At 73.8% G+C, this 16,037-nt stretch carries 16 protein-coding genes and 1 tRNA gene; 12 read left to right on the top strand and 5 right to left on the bottom strand.

Annotation, left to right across the window (positions count from 1 at the left end):
* The 5 genes from P2H44_RS06285 to P2H44_RS06265 all read left to right on the top strand — a co-directional run bounded on the left by P2H44_RS06285 (nt 1) and on the right by P2H44_RS06265 (nt 4,745).
* Nucleotides 1–609, top strand: coding sequence for a carboxymuconolactone decarboxylase family protein (locus tag P2H44_RS06285; protein ID WP_275762605.1), 609 nt, complete (start codon nt 1–3; stop codon nt 607–609).
* 12 nt (nt 610–621) lie between these two features.
* Nucleotides 622–1,581: a fumarylacetoacetate hydrolase family protein gene (locus P2H44_RS06280; protein WP_275762604.1), complete on the top strand. Its 960-nt coding sequence runs from the start codon at nt 622–624 to the stop codon at nt 1,579–1,581.
* A 404-nt stretch (nt 1,582–1,985) separates the two neighbouring features.
* Nucleotides 1,986–2,507, top strand: a complete 522-nt coding sequence (locus tag P2H44_RS06275) for a thioesterase family protein (protein ID WP_275762603.1) — start codon at nt 1,986–1,988, stop codon at nt 2,505–2,507.
* A 115-nt stretch (nt 2,508–2,622) separates the two neighbouring features.
* Nucleotides 2,623–4,359, top strand: coding sequence for a chloride channel protein (locus P2H44_RS06270; RefSeq protein ID WP_275762602.1), 1,737 nt, complete (start codon nt 2,623–2,625; stop codon nt 4,357–4,359).
* 212 nt (nt 4,360–4,571) lie between these two features.
* Complete coding sequence (locus P2H44_RS06265; protein ID WP_275762601.1) at nt 4,572–4,745, top strand: DUF1328 domain-containing protein; 174 nt, start codon at nt 4,572–4,574, stop codon at nt 4,743–4,745.
* Between the two features lie 231 nt (nt 4,746–4,976).
* Here the strand turns inward: P2H44_RS06265 and P2H44_RS06260 are convergent, their stop codons facing one another.
* The gene (locus P2H44_RS06260; protein ID WP_275762600.1) at nt 4,977–5,450 is read right to left on the bottom strand and encodes a DUF192 domain-containing protein; all 474 of its coding nucleotides are present in this window, start codon (nt 5,448–5,450) and stop codon (nt 4,977–4,979) included.
* Nucleotides 5,451–5,726: 276 nt separating this feature from the next.
* Nucleotides 5,727–6,245, bottom strand: coding sequence for a cold-shock protein (locus tag P2H44_RS06255; RefSeq protein WP_275762599.1), 519 nt, complete (start codon nt 6,243–6,245; stop codon nt 5,727–5,729).
* A 150-nt stretch (nt 6,246–6,395) separates the two neighbouring features.
* On the opposite strand from P2H44_RS06255, the gene P2H44_RS06250 reads away from it, so the two are divergent.
* The 5 genes from P2H44_RS06250 (at nt 6,396) to P2H44_RS06230 (ending at nt 10,277) form a co-directional block, all read left to right on the top strand.
* Nucleotides 6,396–7,283 (top strand): hypothetical protein, encoded by an 888-nt coding sequence (locus P2H44_RS06250; protein ID WP_275762598.1) that lies wholly within the window; start codon nt 6,396–6,398, stop codon nt 7,281–7,283.
* Between the two features lie 132 nt (nt 7,284–7,415).
* On the top strand, nt 7,416–9,242 hold the full coding sequence (locus P2H44_RS06245; protein WP_275762597.1) for an aminopeptidase P family protein: 1,827 nt from the start codon (nt 7,416–7,418) through the stop codon (nt 9,240–9,242).
* Complete coding sequence (locus tag P2H44_RS06240; protein WP_275762596.1) at nt 9,239–9,595, top strand: DUF427 domain-containing protein; 357 nt, start codon at nt 9,239–9,241, stop codon at nt 9,593–9,595. Before P2H44_RS06245 ends, P2H44_RS06240 begins: the two co-directional genes overlap by 4 nt.
* Before the next feature lie 231 nt (nt 9,596–9,826).
* A tRNA-Pro gene (locus tag P2H44_RS06235) sits at nt 9,827–9,903 on the top strand.
* Between the two features lie 122 nt (nt 9,904–10,025).
* Complete coding sequence (locus tag P2H44_RS06230; RefSeq protein WP_275762595.1) at nt 10,026–10,277, top strand: DUF2798 domain-containing protein; 252 nt, start codon at nt 10,026–10,028, stop codon at nt 10,275–10,277.
* Nucleotides 10,278–10,284: 7 nt separating this feature from the next.
* On the opposite strand, the gene P2H44_RS06225 is transcribed toward P2H44_RS06230, so the two are convergent.
* The 3 genes from P2H44_RS06225 to P2H44_RS06215 all read right to left on the bottom strand — a co-directional run bounded on the left by P2H44_RS06225 (nt 10,285) and on the right by P2H44_RS06215 (nt 13,298).
* Nucleotides 10,285–10,914, bottom strand: a complete 630-nt coding sequence (locus tag P2H44_RS06225; protein ID WP_275762594.1) for a LysE/ArgO family amino acid transporter — start codon at nt 10,912–10,914, stop codon at nt 10,285–10,287.
* Between the two features lie 96 nt (nt 10,915–11,010).
* Nucleotides 11,011–11,811 carry a DUF502 domain-containing protein gene (locus P2H44_RS06220; RefSeq protein ID WP_275762593.1) on the bottom strand — a complete coding sequence of 267 codons (801 nt, stop codon included), beginning with the start codon at nt 11,809–11,811 and terminating at the stop codon, nt 11,011–11,013.
* A 215-nt stretch (nt 11,812–12,026) separates the two neighbouring features.
* The gene (locus tag P2H44_RS06215) at nt 12,027–13,298 is read right to left on the bottom strand and encodes a multidrug effflux MFS transporter (RefSeq protein WP_275762592.1); all 1,272 of its coding nucleotides are present in this window, start codon (nt 13,296–13,298) and stop codon (nt 12,027–12,029) included.
* Nucleotides 13,299–13,528: 230 nt separating this feature from the next.
* Between P2H44_RS06215 and P2H44_RS06210 the strand changes: the two genes are divergently transcribed.
* Complete coding sequence (locus P2H44_RS06210; protein ID WP_275762591.1) at nt 13,529–15,520, top strand: sensor histidine kinase; 1,992 nt, start codon at nt 13,529–13,531, stop codon at nt 15,518–15,520.
* Nucleotides 15,517–15,978 carry a response regulator gene (locus P2H44_RS06205; protein WP_275762590.1) on the top strand — a complete coding sequence of 154 codons (462 nt, stop codon included), beginning with the start codon at nt 15,517–15,519 and terminating at the stop codon, nt 15,976–15,978. The genes P2H44_RS06210 and P2H44_RS06205 overlap by 4 nt, the downstream gene beginning before the upstream one ends.
* The last annotated feature ends 59 nt before the right edge of the window (nt 15,979–16,037 follow it).

The raw sequence follows: 16,037 nt of genomic DNA, 5'->3' as shown, positions 1-16,037 counted from the left end.
ATGGCCCATGTCGCGCCGCTGCCGGACGAGGCGCTGGACGCCTTCGCCGCGGATCTCGACCCCGTGCGCGAGCGCATGGGGTTCGTGCCGAACTCGATGAAGACGATGGCGCGCAAGCCCGACCTGCTGCGCGCCTTCGCGGGGCTGGGGCGGGCGGTGATGGGGCCGGGCTGCTCGCTGCCGCCGGAGCTGGTGCAGATGATCGCCCATATCTGCTCCGCCGCCGCCGGCTGCCGCTACTGCCAGGCGCACACCGGCCACGTGGCCGAGCGGCGGGGCGCCTCGGCCGAGAAGATCGCGCAGGTGTGGAGCTACGAGACCTCCGCCCTGTTCTCGCCGGCCGAGCGCGCGGCCCTGGCGCTGGCCCAGGCGGCGGCGGAGGTTCCCAACCGCGTCGAGGCCGCGCATTTCGAGGCGGCGCGGGCGCATTTCTCCGAGGATCAGCTGGTCGAGATCGTGGCGGTCGTCTCGCTCTTCGGCTGGCTGAACCGCTGGAACGACACCATGGCCACCGACCTCGAGGACAGCCCCCTCGCCTTCGCGCAGGCCGCGCTGGCGGGCGTGGGCTGGGAGGTCGGAAAGCACGCCGGGACCGCCGGCGGCGACTGAGGGGAGGTTGAGATGAGACTGATCACGTTCCGCTTCGACTGCGCGGACGACGCGCGCGACCGCGTCGGCGTGTGGATGGAGGACGACACCGTCGCCGACCTGTCCGCCACCGGCGAGGACGGCTTCGTCTCGATGCAGGCGCTGATCGAGGGGGGGCCTGCGGCGCTTGAGAAGGCGCGCAAGCTCTCGGCCTCCGCCCAGCGGCGGCCGCTGGAGGCGGTCCACCTGCGCGCGCCGGTGCCGGTGCCCGCCCAGATGCGCGACTTCATGCTGTTCGAGAAGCACGTGCGCCAGTGCGCGCGCACCCGGCTGGTGGTCGACGCCAAGAAGCGCGGCGCGAGCCAGGAGGAGATCGACGCCATCGAACTGCCCCGCGCCCCCGACCAGTGGTACAAGCAGCCGATCTACTACAAGGGCAACCGCTTCGCCGTCTCCGGCCCCGGCGAGGACGTGCCGCGCCCGCCCTATTCCCGCAAGATGGACTACGAGTGCGAGATGGGCTGCTTCCTGTGGAAGGGCGGCGTGAACATCAAGGCCGAGCGCGCGCGCGAGCACATCTTCGGCTTCACCGTCTTCAACGACTTCTCCGCCCGCGACGCGCAGGGGCTGGAGATGCTGGGGCGGCTGGGACCGGCGAAGGGCAAGGACTTCGACAAGGCCAACGCCATGGGCCCGTGCATCGTGCCGCTGGAGGACCTGGGCGACTACAAGGGCCTGGACATGATCGTGCGGATCAACGGGACCGAGATGTCCCGCGGCAATTCCGGCGACATGTACTGGAGCTTCGAGCAGGTGATCGAGTGGGTCTCCCACGGCGAGACGCTGCACCCGGGCGAGTTCTTCGGCTCGGGCACCGTGGGCGACGGCTGCGGGCTGGAGTTCGACCGCTACCTCAACGACGGCGACGTGGTGGAGCTGGAGATCGAGAAGATCGGCGTGCTGAGGAACCGTCTGGTCCCCAGCCTGACCTGACCCCCGGGGCCCCGCCCTCGGCCGGATGGCGCGAGGCCGGCCGCCCCTTCGCCCCGAAGCGCCGCCTCGGCCCTGCGCCGCGGGCGGGAGGCGAGCCACGGGCGCGAGGGGCGACGCGGCGCTCCCCGCCACGGGCGCGACGGGGGCGGGGAGGCGCCGCGTCGGGCCGCGCGCCCGGGGGGCCCGGCGCGCCCGCGGCGCGCGGCGGGCGGGGCGCCGTGGGGCGGGCCCGGAGCGGGCCTCGCGCCCCGTCTCGCGGCCCCCGCGCCCCGACCGGCATGTCCGCGGCGCGGAGCGTGCGGCGGGCGTCGCGCGCGGGCTCGACCTTCGTTGCGGCGCGGGGCATTGTCCGACGCTGCGACATGCCGCAAGACAAGAACCGACCCCTAGGAGGAGCCTCCCCGATGTCCGAACTCCTGATCGACGCGCCCATCCCCACCTTCGAGAGCGCGCCCCTGGCGACGCCCGTGATGCGCGTGCCGCCGGAGTGGATCGACTACAACGGCCACATGAACGTGGCCTATTACTCGATGGCCTTCGACCAGAGCTCGGAGGTGATCTTCGACGAGATCCTGGGCATCGGCGGCGCCTATGCCGAGCAGCTGAAGATGGGCCCGATGATCCTGCAGCAGCAGATCCACTTCGTGGGCGAGCTGCTGGAAGGCGAGCGCTTCCAGTGCTTCTGGCAGCTGCTGGACTACGACTCCAAGCGCCTGCATTTCTTCGGCGAGATGAAGAACGTCGAGGACGGCTCGACCGCCGCGCTGACCGAGACCATGGGCATGAACGTGGACCTTGTGAAGCGCCGGTCCGCCCCCTATCCCGACTGGGCGTTCGCGCGGATCGAGGCGATGGGCAAGGCCCATGCCTCGCTGCCGCGCCCCGAGCAGGCCGGTTCCGTGATCGGCATCCGCCGCAAGGGCTGAGCGCGGGAACCAAGCGGACGGGCGCCGGACCTGCCGCGCCCGGCCGGGGCCGCGACGGGCCCCGGCCGGGCGCGGCGCCGGTCGGCGGGCGAGCCAGGGGAGCGACGACGGGACGATGGTGGGGACGCAAGGCGCCGACGGCGGGGGCGAGGGGCCGGAAGAGGGCGGCCCGAGGCCGGGCGCCCGGGCCGGCGCGACGCGGCTCGCCGCGCGCATCGGGCCCCTGGGCGCGGGCCTTCGGGCCTGGACCGTGGCCCACGGCCCCACGGGCCTGCTGTTCTGGCTGCTGGCGCTGGCGATCGGCGTGGCGGCGGGCTACGCGGCCATCGGCTTCCGCCTCGGCATCGCCGAGGTGCAGACCGCGATCTACGGCGCCGACGATCACCGCCTGCACAGCGTCCTGACCGGGCTCGACCCCGTGGTCATCATCCTCACGCCCGTTCTGGGCGGGCTGGTGGTGGGGATCATCCTGCACCTGTTCACGCCCGACGGGCGCGCCGGCTCGGTCGCCACGGTGATCGAGGCGGCGGCGCTGAACCAGGGGCGGCTTCCGCTCAAGGAGGGGCTCGCCTCGGCGGCGGCCTCGCTGGTGACGCTGTCCACCGGCGGCTCGACTGGGCGGGAGGGGCCGGTGGTCCACCTCGCCGCGACGCTCTCCTCCTGGGTGTCGGACCGCATCGGCGCCTCGCCCCTCACCGCGCGCGACCTGATGGGCTGCGCGGTGGCGGCCGCCGTCTCGGCGAGCTTCAACGCCCCCATCGCCGGCGCGCTCTTCGCGATGGAGGTGGTGCTGCGCCACTTCGCGCTGCACGCTTTCGCGCCCATCGTCATCGCCTCGATCGCCGGCGCCGTGGTCAGCCGCGTGCACCTGGGCGACATCACCGAGTTCGTGCTGCCCGACCCCTCCCTCGCCTTCTACCAGGAGCTTCCGGCCTTCCTGATCCTGGGCCTGGTCTGCGGGCTGGCGGCGGTGGCGGCGATGAAGGCGATCCTGGCGGCCGAGACCTGGGGCGACCGCTTCCAGCGCTGGAGCGGCTGCCCCGGCTGGCTGCGCCCGGGCGTCGCCGGCCTGCTGCTGGGGCTGATCGCGCTGCAGTTCCCCCACGTGATCGGCGTGGGCTACGAGACGACCTCGCGCGCCCTGACCGGGGGCATCGGCCTGCAGGAGGCGATCGTCTTCGCGCTGGTCAAGGCGGCGGCGCTCGCGATCACGCTGGCGGGGCGGATGGGGGGCGGGGTGTTCTCGCCTTCGCTGATGCTGGGGGCGCTGACGGGCCTCGCCTTCGGCTACATCGCGGTGGGGATCTTCCCCAGCGTCTCGGGCTCCGAGATCCTCTACGCGATGGCGGGGATGGGGGCGGTGGCGGCCTCGTTCCTGGGCGCGCCGCTGTCCACCGGGCTGATCATCTTCGAGCTGACGGGCGACTGGCAGACGGGGGTGGCGGTGATGGCCTCCGTCTCGATGGCGACTGTGGTCAGCGCGCGGATGGTGGACAAGAGCTTCTTCCTCAGCCTGCTGGAAAGCCGCAACGTGCACCTGGCCGAGGGGCCGCAGTCCTGGCTGCCGGGCACGATCTCGGTGGGGCACGTGATGCGGGTGCGCGGCGCCGACGACGGCGCCCCCGACGGCATGTGCTGGGACCTGGTGGAGCAGGGCGCCTCGCTGACCCTGTTCGACACGCTCGAGCAGGCGCTGCCCCTGTTCGAGCGGCGCGGCGCGGGCCCCTTCATCCCGGTCGTGTCGACCGAGGAGGGCGACCGGCGCGAGCTGCTGGGCGCGGTCTTCCACGTCGACGCACTGCGCGCCTACAACCGCGCCCTCGTCGAGGCCCATCGCGAGGAGCATTCCTGAGCCGGACCCCCGCGGCGGGGCCCGGATCGGGCGGCGCCGGGGCGCGCGCGACGCCTGCCGGCCCGAAATTGCTCACTGAAACTTGATGGCGGTTCCGCCATATTGCGCCCAGCAATGATCCCTCGGTTGGCGCCAAGACGCCTCAACCGACCTCCACTTTCTTTCTCGAGCCGACGAGGCGAACTGAGACTGAACTGAGAGGAGTATATCAAATGCTGGGTTGGGCCCTGACTTTCCTGGTCGTCGCGATCATCGCGGGCGTTCTGGGCTTCGGCGGTCTGGCGGCCGCGTCCGCGGGCATCGCCAAGATCCTGTTCTTCGTGTTCATCGCCCTGTTCCTGATCGCGATGATCGCGCGCGCCGTCCGCGGCCGTCCGCCGGTGTAACGACCGCGTCTACGGCGCCGCGCCCCCCGCGACCCTGACGCGGCGGGCGCGGCCCGGCCGGGCCCCGCGGGCGCCTGACCTCCGCCGAACGCGGAGCGGTCGGGCGCCCACGGGGCCCGGTGCGTTTGAGAACCTGCGGTTTCGGCGACGGCCGGAGCGCAAGCGGAAGGGCCGGGCAAAACGCCCGGCCCTTTCTTGTGTCCCTAGGGTGAGGCGGGCTGTCCGCCCCGCTCAGTCGCAGGGCCAGGCGGCCTGCGTCCCGAAGGCGGGGTGGCGGGCGAGCGTGCCCTTGGCGATGCCGTAGCGCTCGGCGAGGCCGCCGTTGATCTCCAGCACCGCGCGCGTGTCGCCCTCGGAGGGGCGGGGATCCTCGGTGAAGGGTTCGGCGTTGGCGATCACGTTCAGCACCACGCCGGTCTCGTCGAGGAAGATCATGTCCAGCGGCAGCGGGGTGTTCTTCATCCAGAACGCCACCGGGCGGGGCTCATCGAACAGGAACAGCATGCCGTGGCCGGCCGCCATCTCCTCGCGATGCATCAGGCCGCGGGCGCGCTCCTCGGGATCGTCGGCGATCTCCACGGTGAAGCGGGCCTGGGCCCCGTCGCTCTTCAGATCGACCACGCCTTCGCGGCAGGCGGCCAGGGCGGGGCCGGACATCGCGGCGGCGACGGCGAGGCCGAGAATCGAAGCGGTGCGCAGGGTCATGACGCGCATCTTGGCCCGCCCGCCCCCCGATGCAAGGCCGCCGGGCCGGCGGGACGCGAGGTCGCGGGGAGGGACGGCGAGGAAGCGGCCGACCCCTCGGCGCGACGGTCCGTTCCGGCTTCGCGCCATGCGCAGGCCGCAAGGATGCGACATCCCGCGACGGCGCGCATCAAGCGCGCGGCCAGGGAACGGTCGCCTCGATTTCGGTTGCAAGTCCGCGTCTCCGGCCCGCGGAGGGGCCGCGTCGCGGCGGTCAGGTCGGGCGTCGAACGGGGATCAGACCCGCACGACCTCCTCCCATCGGCAGATCTCGCCGGCCATGTTGCCGCGTGGACCCGCGACGAGGCGCACGCACAGCGCCTCGCCAGGCTGAAGATCCTGGAAGCCGTGACGGCGCAGGGTCTCCATGTGCACGAAGACGTCGGCGGGATCCCCGAACACGTTGAGGAACCCGAACCCCTTCTGCTTGTTGAACCACTTCACGCGGGCCGGAAGGAACTCCCCTTCCGGCGCCGCTTCGGCGGCGATCTCCGTCGGACGCGCCTCCTTGGGCTGATCCATTTCGGTCACGGGCTCGTCCGCCGAGACGCTGATGACTTCGGTCGCCTGCAGACCGCGATCCCCTCGGACCACCGTCAGCGACACCGTCGCACCTTCGTCCAACGACGACATGCCCGCAGCGCGGACGCAGGCGGCATGCACCATGACGTCCGGACCGCCCTCGGACGGAACGACGAAGCCATAACCTTTCTCGGCGTCGTACCACTTGACCCTACCGGTCACGAAGCGGGACACCTTGACGACTTCCCCAGTCACTACCTAACCCCAGACTCTGAACGTGCCTTACTCGTCCCGCCGATATACGTCATTCATGTGACTTGCCGCAACAAAATGCGAGTCGACGCCCCCAGATGCCGCATCGCGCCCGGCGCGTTGGAAAAAATCATGAAAATACAGATGGTTCGTATTTTCGTTCTCGCACTCGCCCTAGGGGCGAGCGCCTGCGGGGCCGTTCATACAACTGACGCGACAGCGGAAAATCGCGCCCCTTCGTTCAGATTCGCCGCCTACGGAACCGCGCCGCAGGCCCTGATCGCCCCCGACCGGGGCGCCGTCGACGCGGTCGCCGAGCGCGCCGGACGAATCGTTTCGCGCGCGCCGTCCGACGCCGGACCCCGCCCGCCGCGGCCGGCCGAGGCCTCCTCCCTGCCGCTGCTGCACGCCTCGCCGGAGGGGCGGCGCTTCCTGTCGCGGCCCGCGGGCGGGACCGCCGGCTCGCGCGCCTTCGCGCTGGGGGAGCCGGAGCGGAGCTGCCCCGCGCGGGTCGAGGCCGGGGGGACCGGCCCGGCCGAGGCCGCGGCCGCCGCGCTCGACGCCTGCTTCGCGGCCCTCGACGCCGCGCACGCGCCGCCCGCCGGCGCGCCCTGCGGCTGCCGGCTGGTGGCGCTGAACGACGCGGCCCTCGCCCCGGCGGAGAGCTTCGACTACGCGCCCGGCGTCTCGGCGCGGCTGACCTCGGCCGATCTCGACATCGACGTGGACCTCTCCGCCTCCGAGGCGGAGGGGACGGACGGGTCGCGGGTGCTGGCGCTCTATCCCTCGCCCGGCACGCCGGCGCTGATCCGGGTGGAGCCCGACGGGCGCGCCCGGATGCTGCTGCACGGGCGGGAGTGGAGCGGCTCGCGCACCGTCGAGGGCCTGTCGCGGGGCCGCTACCGCGAGCGCATCGCGCTGGTGCGCGACGACGGCGTGCGGGCGATCCTGGCGATCGGCTGGGACCCCGTCGCCTACGCGGCCGAGCGGCGCCGGCTGACCCGCTGGACGGGCGCCTGAGGGCAGGGGCGGACGCTCGCCCGAGGACGGGAGCGGGGCCTCCGCCTCCCGTCGCGACGCCGGCCGACAGGGGCCTTTCGCCGGGCGGGCTTTGGCCCTAGCCTCCGCGCGACGTCATTGCAGGGACCGTTCATGCACCAGAGCTTCGAGACCCAGGGCGACCGCGACGCAGGCCCCGCCCGGCTGGCCGCGCTGCGCGCGCGGATGGCCGAGGCGGGCGTTCACGGCTTCCTGGTCCCGCGCGGCGACGCCCACATGGGCGAGACCGTCGCCGCCCACGACCAGCGCCTGAGCTGGCTGACCGGGTTCACCGGCTCGGCCGGGATCTGCGTGGCGCTGGCGGACCGGGCGGCGCTGTTCATCGACGGGCGCTACACGATCCAGGCGCGCGAGCAGGTGGCCGACGCCTTCGAGCGGGTGGCGATCGAGAAGACCCCGCCCTCGGCCTGGCTGAAGACCGTGCTGAAGCCGGGCCAGCGGCTGGCCTACGATCCCTGGCTGCACGGGCGCGAGCAGGTGGAGACGCTGGAGCGCGCCTGCGCCGAGGCCGGGGCCGCGCTGGTTCCGACCGCGAACCTGGTGGACGCCGCCTGGCCCGACCAGCCTGCGCCGCCGATGGGGCCGCTCTCTGTCCATCCCGACGCGCTGGCGGGCGAGCCCTCGGCCGCCAAGCGCGCGCGGCTGGGGCGGGAGCTGGAGGAGGCGGGCCGCGACGCGGCCGTCCTGACGCTGCCCGACAGCCTGGCGTGGCTGCTCAACGTTCGCGGCTCGGACGTGGCGCGGATGCCGGCGCCGCATGCCTTCGGGCTGCTGCGCGCGGACGGGGGGGCGACCCTCTTCGTCGCCGCCGCCAAGCTGACCGACCCGGTGCGCGCCCACCTGGGCAACGCGGTCGAGATCGCGGCGCCCGAGGCGCTGGGGCCGGCGCTCGACGGGCTGGCGGGGCGGCGGATCCTGCTCGACCGCGCCACCTGCCCGGTGTGGATCGCCCATCGGCTGGAGGCGGCGGGCGCAGAGATCGACTGGGGGCAGGACCCCTGCATCCTGCCCAAGGCGCGCAAGAACGCGGCCGAGCTCGCCGGGTCCCGCGCGGCGCATCTGCGCGACGGCGCGGCGCTGGTCCGCTTCCTGCGCTGGGTGGACGAGACCGCCCCCGGCGGCGCGATGACCGAGATCGCGGCGGTCGAGAAGCTGGAGGCCCTGCGCGAGGAGACGGGGGCGCTGCGCGACATCTCCTTCGACACGATCTGCGGAGCGGGGCCGAACGGGGCGATCGTCCACTATCGCGTGACCCGCGCCACCGACCGGACCCTGGTCCCGGGGGAGCTGCTGCTGGTCGACAGCGGCGCGCAATATGCCGACGGCACCACCGACGTGACCCGCACCATGGCGACCGGCCCGGTCCCGCCGGGGGCCGCGAAGGCGTTCACGCTGGTCCTGAAGGGCATGATCGCCATCGCCATGGCGCGCTGGCCCGCGGGGCTGGCCGGGCGCGACATCGACGGGCTCGCCCGCCGGGCGCTGTGGGCCCACGGCCTCGATTATGATCACGGCACCGGCCACGGCGTGGGCGCCTACCTGGGCGTGCACGAGGGGCCGGCCTCGATCTCGCGCCGCGGCATGGTCCCGCTGGAGCCGGGAATGATCCTCTCGAACGAGCCGGGGTGCTATAGAGAGGGGGAATGGGGGATCCGGCTGGAGGTCCTGGTCGCCGTCACGCCCCCCGCCGTGCCCGAGGGCGGGGAGCGGGAGATGCTGGGGTTCGAGACCCTGACCCTCGCCCCCATCGACCGCCGCCTGATCCTGCCCGAGCTGCTGGAGACGGCGGAGCGGGCCTGGCTCGACGCCTATCACGCCCGGGTGGCGGCGGAGATCTCTCCGCTGCTGTCCGACCCCGCCGACCGCGACTGGCTGGCCGCCGCCTGCGCGCCGCTCGCCGACCGAGGGAGTTCCCGATGACCGACGACGCCATGCCGACCCCCGAGATCCGCCCCGCGCCGGGCGTGCGCGTGGTGCGCGCCGCCGACGCGGTGATCGCCGAGAGCGCCAACGCCCTGGAATCGCGCCTGTCCGAGGACGACGCCGGGATGATCTGGCTGCCGCGCGGCGAGGCGGGCGAGCCGTTCCTGGAACCCACCGAGGCGACGTTCGAGCTGCCGGGCCTGGGCCACGCCCGCCTGCTGGACGTGATCGGGGTCAGCGCCTCGTTGCACGGCGCGGCCTGGATCCTCGAGCGGCCGGCGAAGGGCGCCGAGGCGCTGGCCGACCATATCGCCTTCGATCCCGAGCAGGTGACGCTGGAGCGGCTCTGAGCCGCCGGCGCGACGCGCGCCTGAAAAGCCGTCCCGGAAGAGCTATCGCGCCCGGCCTTGCGGGCGCCGCCGCCGCGCGCCGCCCCGGCCGGGGGCTCCCGCCCGCCCGCCCCGCCCCCGACCGGGGCGGCGCGCGGCGGCGGCTTGACCCGGCGGCCGCCGGATGAGGGGCGTGGGCGGCGTCTCGCGCCCGCTTGCCCCCGCCCCGGCGGCGCGCTATCGGGGGCCGGTCGGGGCGTAGCGCAGCCTGGTAGCGCGCCGGTTTTGGGTACCGGAGGCCGCGAGTTCGAATCTCGCCGCCCCGACCACGCGCCGCATCCGCGCCCGGTTCCCCCTCGTCGCCGATTTCAGCCGCCGGACGTCTCGCCGCACTGGCGGCTCCGCGCGCGCGAAATACATTCTGAGAACTGAATTGATTGAAGAGCGCCCCATGATCCCGGCCCGCTATGCCTCCGTCCTGTTCGGCCTGATCCTCAGCGGGCTGATGTCGATGCTCGTCTCGGGCATCGCCACCCTGCGCGCGGCCGAGGTGCTGGACGCGGGCTTCCCGGCGTTGTGGCTGGGGGCGTGGCTGTCCTCCTGGGCCGTGGCCTTCCCGACCGTGCTGGTCGTGGCGCCGCTGACCCGGCGGCTGGTGGGGCGGCTGACGGCGGCGCCGGTTCCGGCGCGCGTGAAGGACTGAGCGTCCCTCAGCCCAGCGCGTGCAGCACCAGCGTCGCCGCGATCGCCCACATCACCACCGCGATCCCGGCGTCGAGCGCGCGCCAGGCCGCCGGGCGGGCGAAGAGCGGCGCGAGCAGCCGCGCCCCGTAGCCCAGCGTGAAGAAGAACACGAAAGAGGCGCCCGCGGCCCCGATCCCGTAGGCGAGCTTCTCGAGCCCCGCGAAGGGCGCCCCCACCGCCCCCACCAGCGCCAGCGTGTCGAGATAGACATGCGGGTTCAGCCAGGTGAAGGCGAGCGTCTGGAGGAGCACGGCGCGCAGGCCGAGATCCGTGCCCGCCTGCGCCGTCAGCCGCTCGGCCGGGCCCAGCGCCGCGCGCAGGCGCAGGGCGCCGTAGACCGCGAGGAAGGCCGCCCCCGCCAGCGCCATCGCCGGGCCCAGCCAGGGCCAGCGCGCCGCCGCCGCGCCGAAGCCCGCCACCCCGGCTGCGATCAGCAGCGCGTCCGAGACCGCGCAGGTCAGGCACACCCAGAACACGTGGCGCCCGGTCAGGCCCTGGCGCAGCACGAAGGCGTTCTGCGCCCCGATGGCGAGGATGAGGGAGAAGCCCGTGGCGAAGCCGGTCGCGCCGGCGGCCCAGGCGCCGGCGGCGATCATCGGGCGGCTCCGTCAGAAGGGGAGGGGGCCGGAAGCGGCGACCGGCGGAAGGCGATGGAGGGTGGACGGCGGGGGACGAGGGCGGAGCGCGGCGGCTCAGTCGCGCTTCGCGCTCGCGGGGGCGCGCGCCGGCGGGGCCGAGCGCGCCGCGCCGCCGCCCGCGCGGGGCTTGCCCGCGCCGTTGCGCCGGGCGAGGCCGGCCGCGCGCTCTTCGGCCGTGGGCGGCACCACGAGGCCCGCGGAGATCACCAGCTTGGCCGCGTCCTCGACCGTCATGTCGAGCGTGACGATGTCGTCGCGCGGCACGAACAGCAGGAAGCCCGAGGTGGGGTTGGGCGTGGTCGGCAGGAACACCGAGACCATCGCGGCGGGGGCCTCGCCCTCCGGCCCGCGGGCGGCGGCGATGCGGGTCGGCACCTCGCCCCGGGTCTCGGTGGAGACGAAGGCGATGGCCCACAGGCCGCGGCGCGGATACTCGACGAGGCAGGCCTGCTTGAAGCTCGCGCCCGAGGACTGGGTCAGCACCGTCTCGATGATCTGCTTCACGCCGTTGTAGACCGAGCGCACGATCGGCATCCGGTCGACCCAGTTCTCGGCCATCAGCACCAGCTGGCGGCCGAAGAGGTTCTTGGTCAGCAGGCCCACCACGGCGGTGAACAGGATGAAGACCACCAGGCCGAAGCCCGGCACGTCGACGCCGATCCAGGTCGAGGGATTGTAGAACTCGGGCACCAGCGGGACGATGCGGTCGTCCACGAAGGTGATGACGGTCCACACCAGGTAGAGCGTCAGCGTCACCGGGGCGACGATGACGAGGCCGGTCAGGAAGTTGGCGCGCCAGCGCTGGAAGAACCCGCGGCGGTGCGAGCGGTCCCTGGACTTGCGCGACGAGGCCATGCGGGTGCGTTTCCTGCGGGTCTGGGCGGAGCTCGGCAGGCCGGCGGCCGCGGGGAAGGTGCGGAGGCGCGGCCGATGAGACGGACCCGCGCGGTCGGAACCGCCGGAAGCTAGTCATCCCGGCGCCGCGGCGCAATATCGTCGAGGGTCGATCCGCGGCCGCCCTTCGCCGCAGGGCGCGGGGCGGGGTTGGCGGCTGGGGCAGGCTCGGGCGCTCAGAGCGGCCCGTGCGGCTCCTCCCGCGCGCCGGGCTCGCCGGCGGGCAGGGGGCCGCGGCGGCGGTTGGCCGAGGCCACGAAGAGCATCGAGCCCAGCATCGCGAGCCCCGTCGCCACCAGCATCAGCGGCAGCGGCAGCGCGCCGCCGAAGACCTCGAGCAGCCAGCCGGTCAGCGCCGAGAGCACCGCGCCGCCCCCCAGCATCAGCGTCGAGCCGAGGCCCGAGGCGCTGCCCGCCAGGTGCGGACGCACCGAGAGCTGGCCCGCCATCGCGTTGGGCATCGCCATGCCCGAGCCGATGCCCACGAAAAGCGTGGGCAGGAACAGCGACAGCGGATGCAGCACGCCCGCCAGGAACAGCAGCGCCGAGACCGACATCGACGCCACGTTCAGCAGCGCCCCGATCACGATCATCCGGTCGATGCCCAGCCGCCGCGCGAACCGCGTGGTCAGGAAGTTGCCGGCCATGTAGCCGCCGGCCATGAACATGAAGTAGCCGCCCAGCTTCGACGGGCTCAGCCCCAGCACCTCCGAGGCGACGTAGGGCGCGCCCCCCAGGAAGGCGAAGAAGGCGCCCGAGGCGCAGGCGCAGGCCAGCGCATAGCCCCAGAAACGATGCGAGCGCACCAGCTCGGGGTAGGCGCGGAACTGCTCCCCGAAGGAGGCGGACGGGTGGCGGTTGGTCTCGCCCGCGTCGGCCCAGCACAGCGCCAGCACCGACAGGGCCACCACCAGCAGCACGGTGAAGTTGGCGTGCCAGCCGAAGCTTTCCTCGAGCATGCCGCCGATCAGCGGGCCCACCATCGGCACCACCGCCATGCACATGGCGACGTAGCCCATCATCTGGGCGGCCGTCTCGGGCGTGGACATGTCGCGCACCATGGCGCGCGACAGCACCATGCCGGCCGAGGCCGTGGTCTGCAGCATGCGGAAGACCATGAAGGACTCGATGGTCTCCGACATCAGGCAGCCGACGGTGGCCAGCGCGAAGACCGCGACCGCGACCAGCAGCACCGGCCGGCGGCCCATCCGGTCCGACATCGGCCCGATCACCAGCTGCAGCGCGCCCATCACCAGCAGGTAGGCCGACACCGCGAACTGCATCACCGCGTAGTCGACCCCGAACTCCTTCGCCATGCCCGGCATCGAGGGCAGGAAGATGTTCATGCTCAGCGCGCCGAGGCCGGCCATGGCGACGAGCGTGAAGATCGAGGGCGGGGTGCGGCGGTCGAACCGTCGACGCGAGGGAAGGGGGGAGTTCGTGCTCATGGTCGCCATAAGGTGGACTTAGAATGCGCGCGTGAAAATGTCCAATCGAATGCGGCGCAGTCGCCGCGCCCGCGGGAGCGCCGTCTTTACGCTTTTTCAACCGCGCCCCGCCCAACCTTCGCGCCCCGGCGGGAGGATCCTCGCCGACGAGCCGAAGGGAAGCGCCGATGTCTCGCGCTCGACCACCAGGGGCCGCGGGCGAGCGTGGCGGGAGATGGAGGTCCGCGGCGATGGACCGGGCCGAGCCCCTCGGCTTTCCGCCCGGAGGGAGAGAGGCGGCCTGGCATGGCGCGCCCCCTCCCCGCGCCGCGACGGCGAAGGCCGGGGCGGGGGAGGGCGCGCGCGCCCGCCTCGTCGCGGCGCTTGCGGCCGCTCTGATCCTGTCCCTGCTGGCCGCCCTGCTCTGGACCGGCCCCTCGCGGGCGGAGGGGCGGGCTGCGTCCACCGCCGCCCCCGATGCGCCCCTTGCGGCCGAGGAGGTGGTCGTCGGCTGGTTCCCGCTGCCCCCCTACGTGGTCGCGACCGAGCATGGCCCCCCCTCGGGCTTCGCCGCCGAGGTGCTGAGCGAGGCCGCCCGGGACGCGGGCCTGCGCCCGGTGTTCCGCGCCCTCTCCGGCCCCGGGGAGGCGCTGGAGGCGGTGCGGGAGGGTCGGGTGCAGGCGCTCGCCCTGCTGGGCGTCGCCGACGAGCGCCGCGACGTGGTCGCCTACACGCGCCCGTTCCTCGAGGTGCGCACCGGCCTCTTCGCCGACGCGGAGGCGGCCGAGCGGCTGGCCGCGGCGCGCGGCGCCGGCGATCTGGGCGGCGCACGCGTCGGCTACCAGGCCGGCGCCATCGGCCGCGTCCTGGCCGAGGGGCTTCCGGGCGCCGAGCCGACGCCCGTGGTCGGCTTCGCCAACCTGATGGAGCAGCTCTCCGAGGGCGACCTCGACGCCGTGGTGCTGGTCGACGCGACCTTCGACCGGGGCGTCTTCGCGCTGAAGCGCCGGGGCCTCTTCGCCCGGGTCGGCCCCTGGCTGCGCGTCACCCCCATCGCGCTCGCCGTCGACCGCCGCCTGCCGGCGCTCGCCCAGCGCCTCGACCATGCGCTCGAGGGGATGCAGTCCGGCGGCCGGCTGGCGGAGATCGAGGCCCGCTGGTTCGGCCCGCCCGCGCCCTGGTGGACGCCGGCGCGCATCGGCTACGCCGCCGCCGCCGTGCTGGGCGTCGCCCTCGCGCTGGGCGCCGCCCTGCTGTGGCGGGTGCGCGAGCGCGAGCGCGCCGGCCGCCTCGCCGAGGCGCGCCGCTTCGGGGCCGAGCAGGCCCGTCTCGCCGAGGCGCTGGCATTCAAGAACGCCGAACTCGAGTCGCGCTCGCGCGACATCGAGCGGCTGCTCTACGTCGTCTCCCACGATCTCAAGAGCCCGTTGGTCTCGATCGGCGGCTTCGCCCGGCGCCTCGACCGGCATCTCGACCAGGCGGAGCCCGACAAGGCCCGCGCGGCGTCCGAGCGGATCTCGCGCAACGTGCAGGCGATGTCGGAGCTGATCGAGGGGATCCTGCGGCTGGGCCGCGCGGGCGCCGGCGCGGCGCAGCTCGACTGGGTCGAGGTCGACGCGGTCGCCGACATGGTGGGCGAGGCGCTGTCCTCGCGGCTCGAGCGCGCCCGCGCCCGCCTGCTGGTGATGCGCCCGATGCCGGTGGTGCGCGCCGACCCGGTGCTGCTGCGCCAGGCCCTTCAGAACCTGGTGGAGAACGCCCTGCGCTACGGCTGCCCCGAGCCGGGCATGACCGTCGAGATCGTCTCCCGCAGCCGCGGGGGCCTGGTCGAGATCGGCGTGCGCGACGAGGGGCCGGGCGTGCCTGAGAAGGACCAGGAGCGGATCTTCGACCTCTACCGCCGCGGCCTCGGCACCGCGGAGGCGGAGGAGGGCTCGGGCCTCGGCCTCGCCACCGTGCGCAAGATCGCCGAGCGGCACGGCGGCCGGGTCTCCGTCTCCTCGCGCCCGGGCGCCGGCGCCACCTTCTGGATCGGCTTTCCCGTCGGCCCCGACGTGGCCCTGGCCGCGCATGCCGCGCAAAGCGCCTCGCCCGAGCCGCGGCGCAGCTTCCAGGCGAACCCCTTCGCCTTCGCAGCCCCCGATCCGGCGCCGGATCCCTCCGCGGAGACGGCGGCCGACGCCTCCTCCGGGCCCGCGCCCCGCGCGGGCGGCGACGACGATCGACAAAGGACCGCGGCATGACCGTTGCTGACCCCTTCCGCATCCTCCTCGTCGAGGACAACGAGGATCATGCGGACCTGATCATGGACATCCTCGCCGACGCTCCGATGGCGGTCGAGCTGCATCGCTGCGGCGACGGCGCGGCGGCGCTCGTCGCGCTGAACGCGGCGCGCGAGGATGCCGAGGCCCGCCTGCCGGACCTGGTGCTGCTCGACCTCGACATGCCGCGCATGAACGGGTTCGAGACGCTGGAGGCGATCAAGACCGACCCGACGATGCGTCGCATTCCGGTGGTGATCCTGACCACCTCGCGCGCCCGCCAGGACGTGGCGCGCGCGCTCGACGGACATGCCAACTCCTATGTCTGCAAGACCGCGGATTTCACCGCGCTCGAGGAGCTCCTGGCGGAGGTGAGGCGCTACTGGACGCGCGCCAACCTTCGCCCGGGCCGGATCCTGGGCGATCCGGTCGGCGCCTGAGCCGGGCGCATTCGAGACGAAAACCAGGGCCTCCGGGCGGACGAGCCGCCATCCGCCCC

The sequence above is a fragment of the Albimonas marina genome, from assembly GCF_029223255.1.
In the GTDB taxonomy this organism is placed as follows: Bacteria; Pseudomonadota; Alphaproteobacteria; order Rhodobacterales; family Rhodobacteraceae; genus Albimonas.
This window is presented reverse-complemented; position numbering and strand designations above follow the sequence as displayed.

Coding starts and splice junctions, on each gene's coding strand:
- P2H44_RS06285 (WP_275762605.1), top strand. CDS start 1: ATGGCCCATGTCGCGCCGCTGCCGGACGAGGCGCTGGACGCCTTCGCC.
- P2H44_RS06280 (WP_275762604.1), top strand. CDS start 622: ATGAGACTGATCACGTTCCGCTTCGACTGCGCGGACGACGCGCGCGAC.
- P2H44_RS06275 (WP_275762603.1), top strand. CDS start 1,986: ATGTCCGAACTCCTGATCGACGCGCCCATCCCCACCTTCGAGAGCGCG.
- P2H44_RS06270 (WP_275762602.1), top strand. CDS start 2,623: ATGGTGGGGACGCAAGGCGCCGACGGCGGGGGCGAGGGGCCGGAAGAG.
- P2H44_RS06265 (WP_275762601.1), top strand. CDS start 4,572: ATGCTGGGTTGGGCCCTGACTTTCCTGGTCGTCGCGATCATCGCGGGC.
- P2H44_RS06260 (WP_275762600.1), bottom strand. CDS start 5,450: ATGACCCTGCGCACCGCTTCGATTCTCGGCCTCGCCGTCGCCGCCGCG.
- P2H44_RS06250 (WP_275762598.1), top strand. CDS start 6,396: ATGAAAATACAGATGGTTCGTATTTTCGTTCTCGCACTCGCCCTAGGG.
- P2H44_RS06245 (WP_275762597.1), top strand. CDS start 7,416: ATGCACCAGAGCTTCGAGACCCAGGGCGACCGCGACGCAGGCCCCGCC.
- P2H44_RS06240 (WP_275762596.1), top strand. CDS start 9,239: ATGACCGACGACGCCATGCCGACCCCCGAGATCCGCCCCGCGCCGGGC.
- P2H44_RS06230 (WP_275762595.1), top strand. CDS start 10,026: ATGATCCCGGCCCGCTATGCCTCCGTCCTGTTCGGCCTGATCCTCAGC.
- P2H44_RS06225 (WP_275762594.1), bottom strand. CDS start 10,914: ATGATCGCCGCCGGCGCCTGGGCCGCCGGCGCGACCGGCTTCGCCACG.
- P2H44_RS06220 (WP_275762593.1), bottom strand. CDS start 11,811: ATGGCCTCGTCGCGCAAGTCCAGGGACCGCTCGCACCGCCGCGGGTTC.
- P2H44_RS06215 (WP_275762592.1), bottom strand. CDS start 13,298: ATGAGCACGAACTCCCCCCTTCCCTCGCGTCGACGGTTCGACCGCCGC.
- P2H44_RS06210 (WP_275762591.1), top strand. CDS start 13,529: ATGGACCGGGCCGAGCCCCTCGGCTTTCCGCCCGGAGGGAGAGAGGCG.
- P2H44_RS06205 (WP_275762590.1), top strand. CDS start 15,517: ATGACCGTTGCTGACCCCTTCCGCATCCTCCTCGTCGAGGACAACGAG.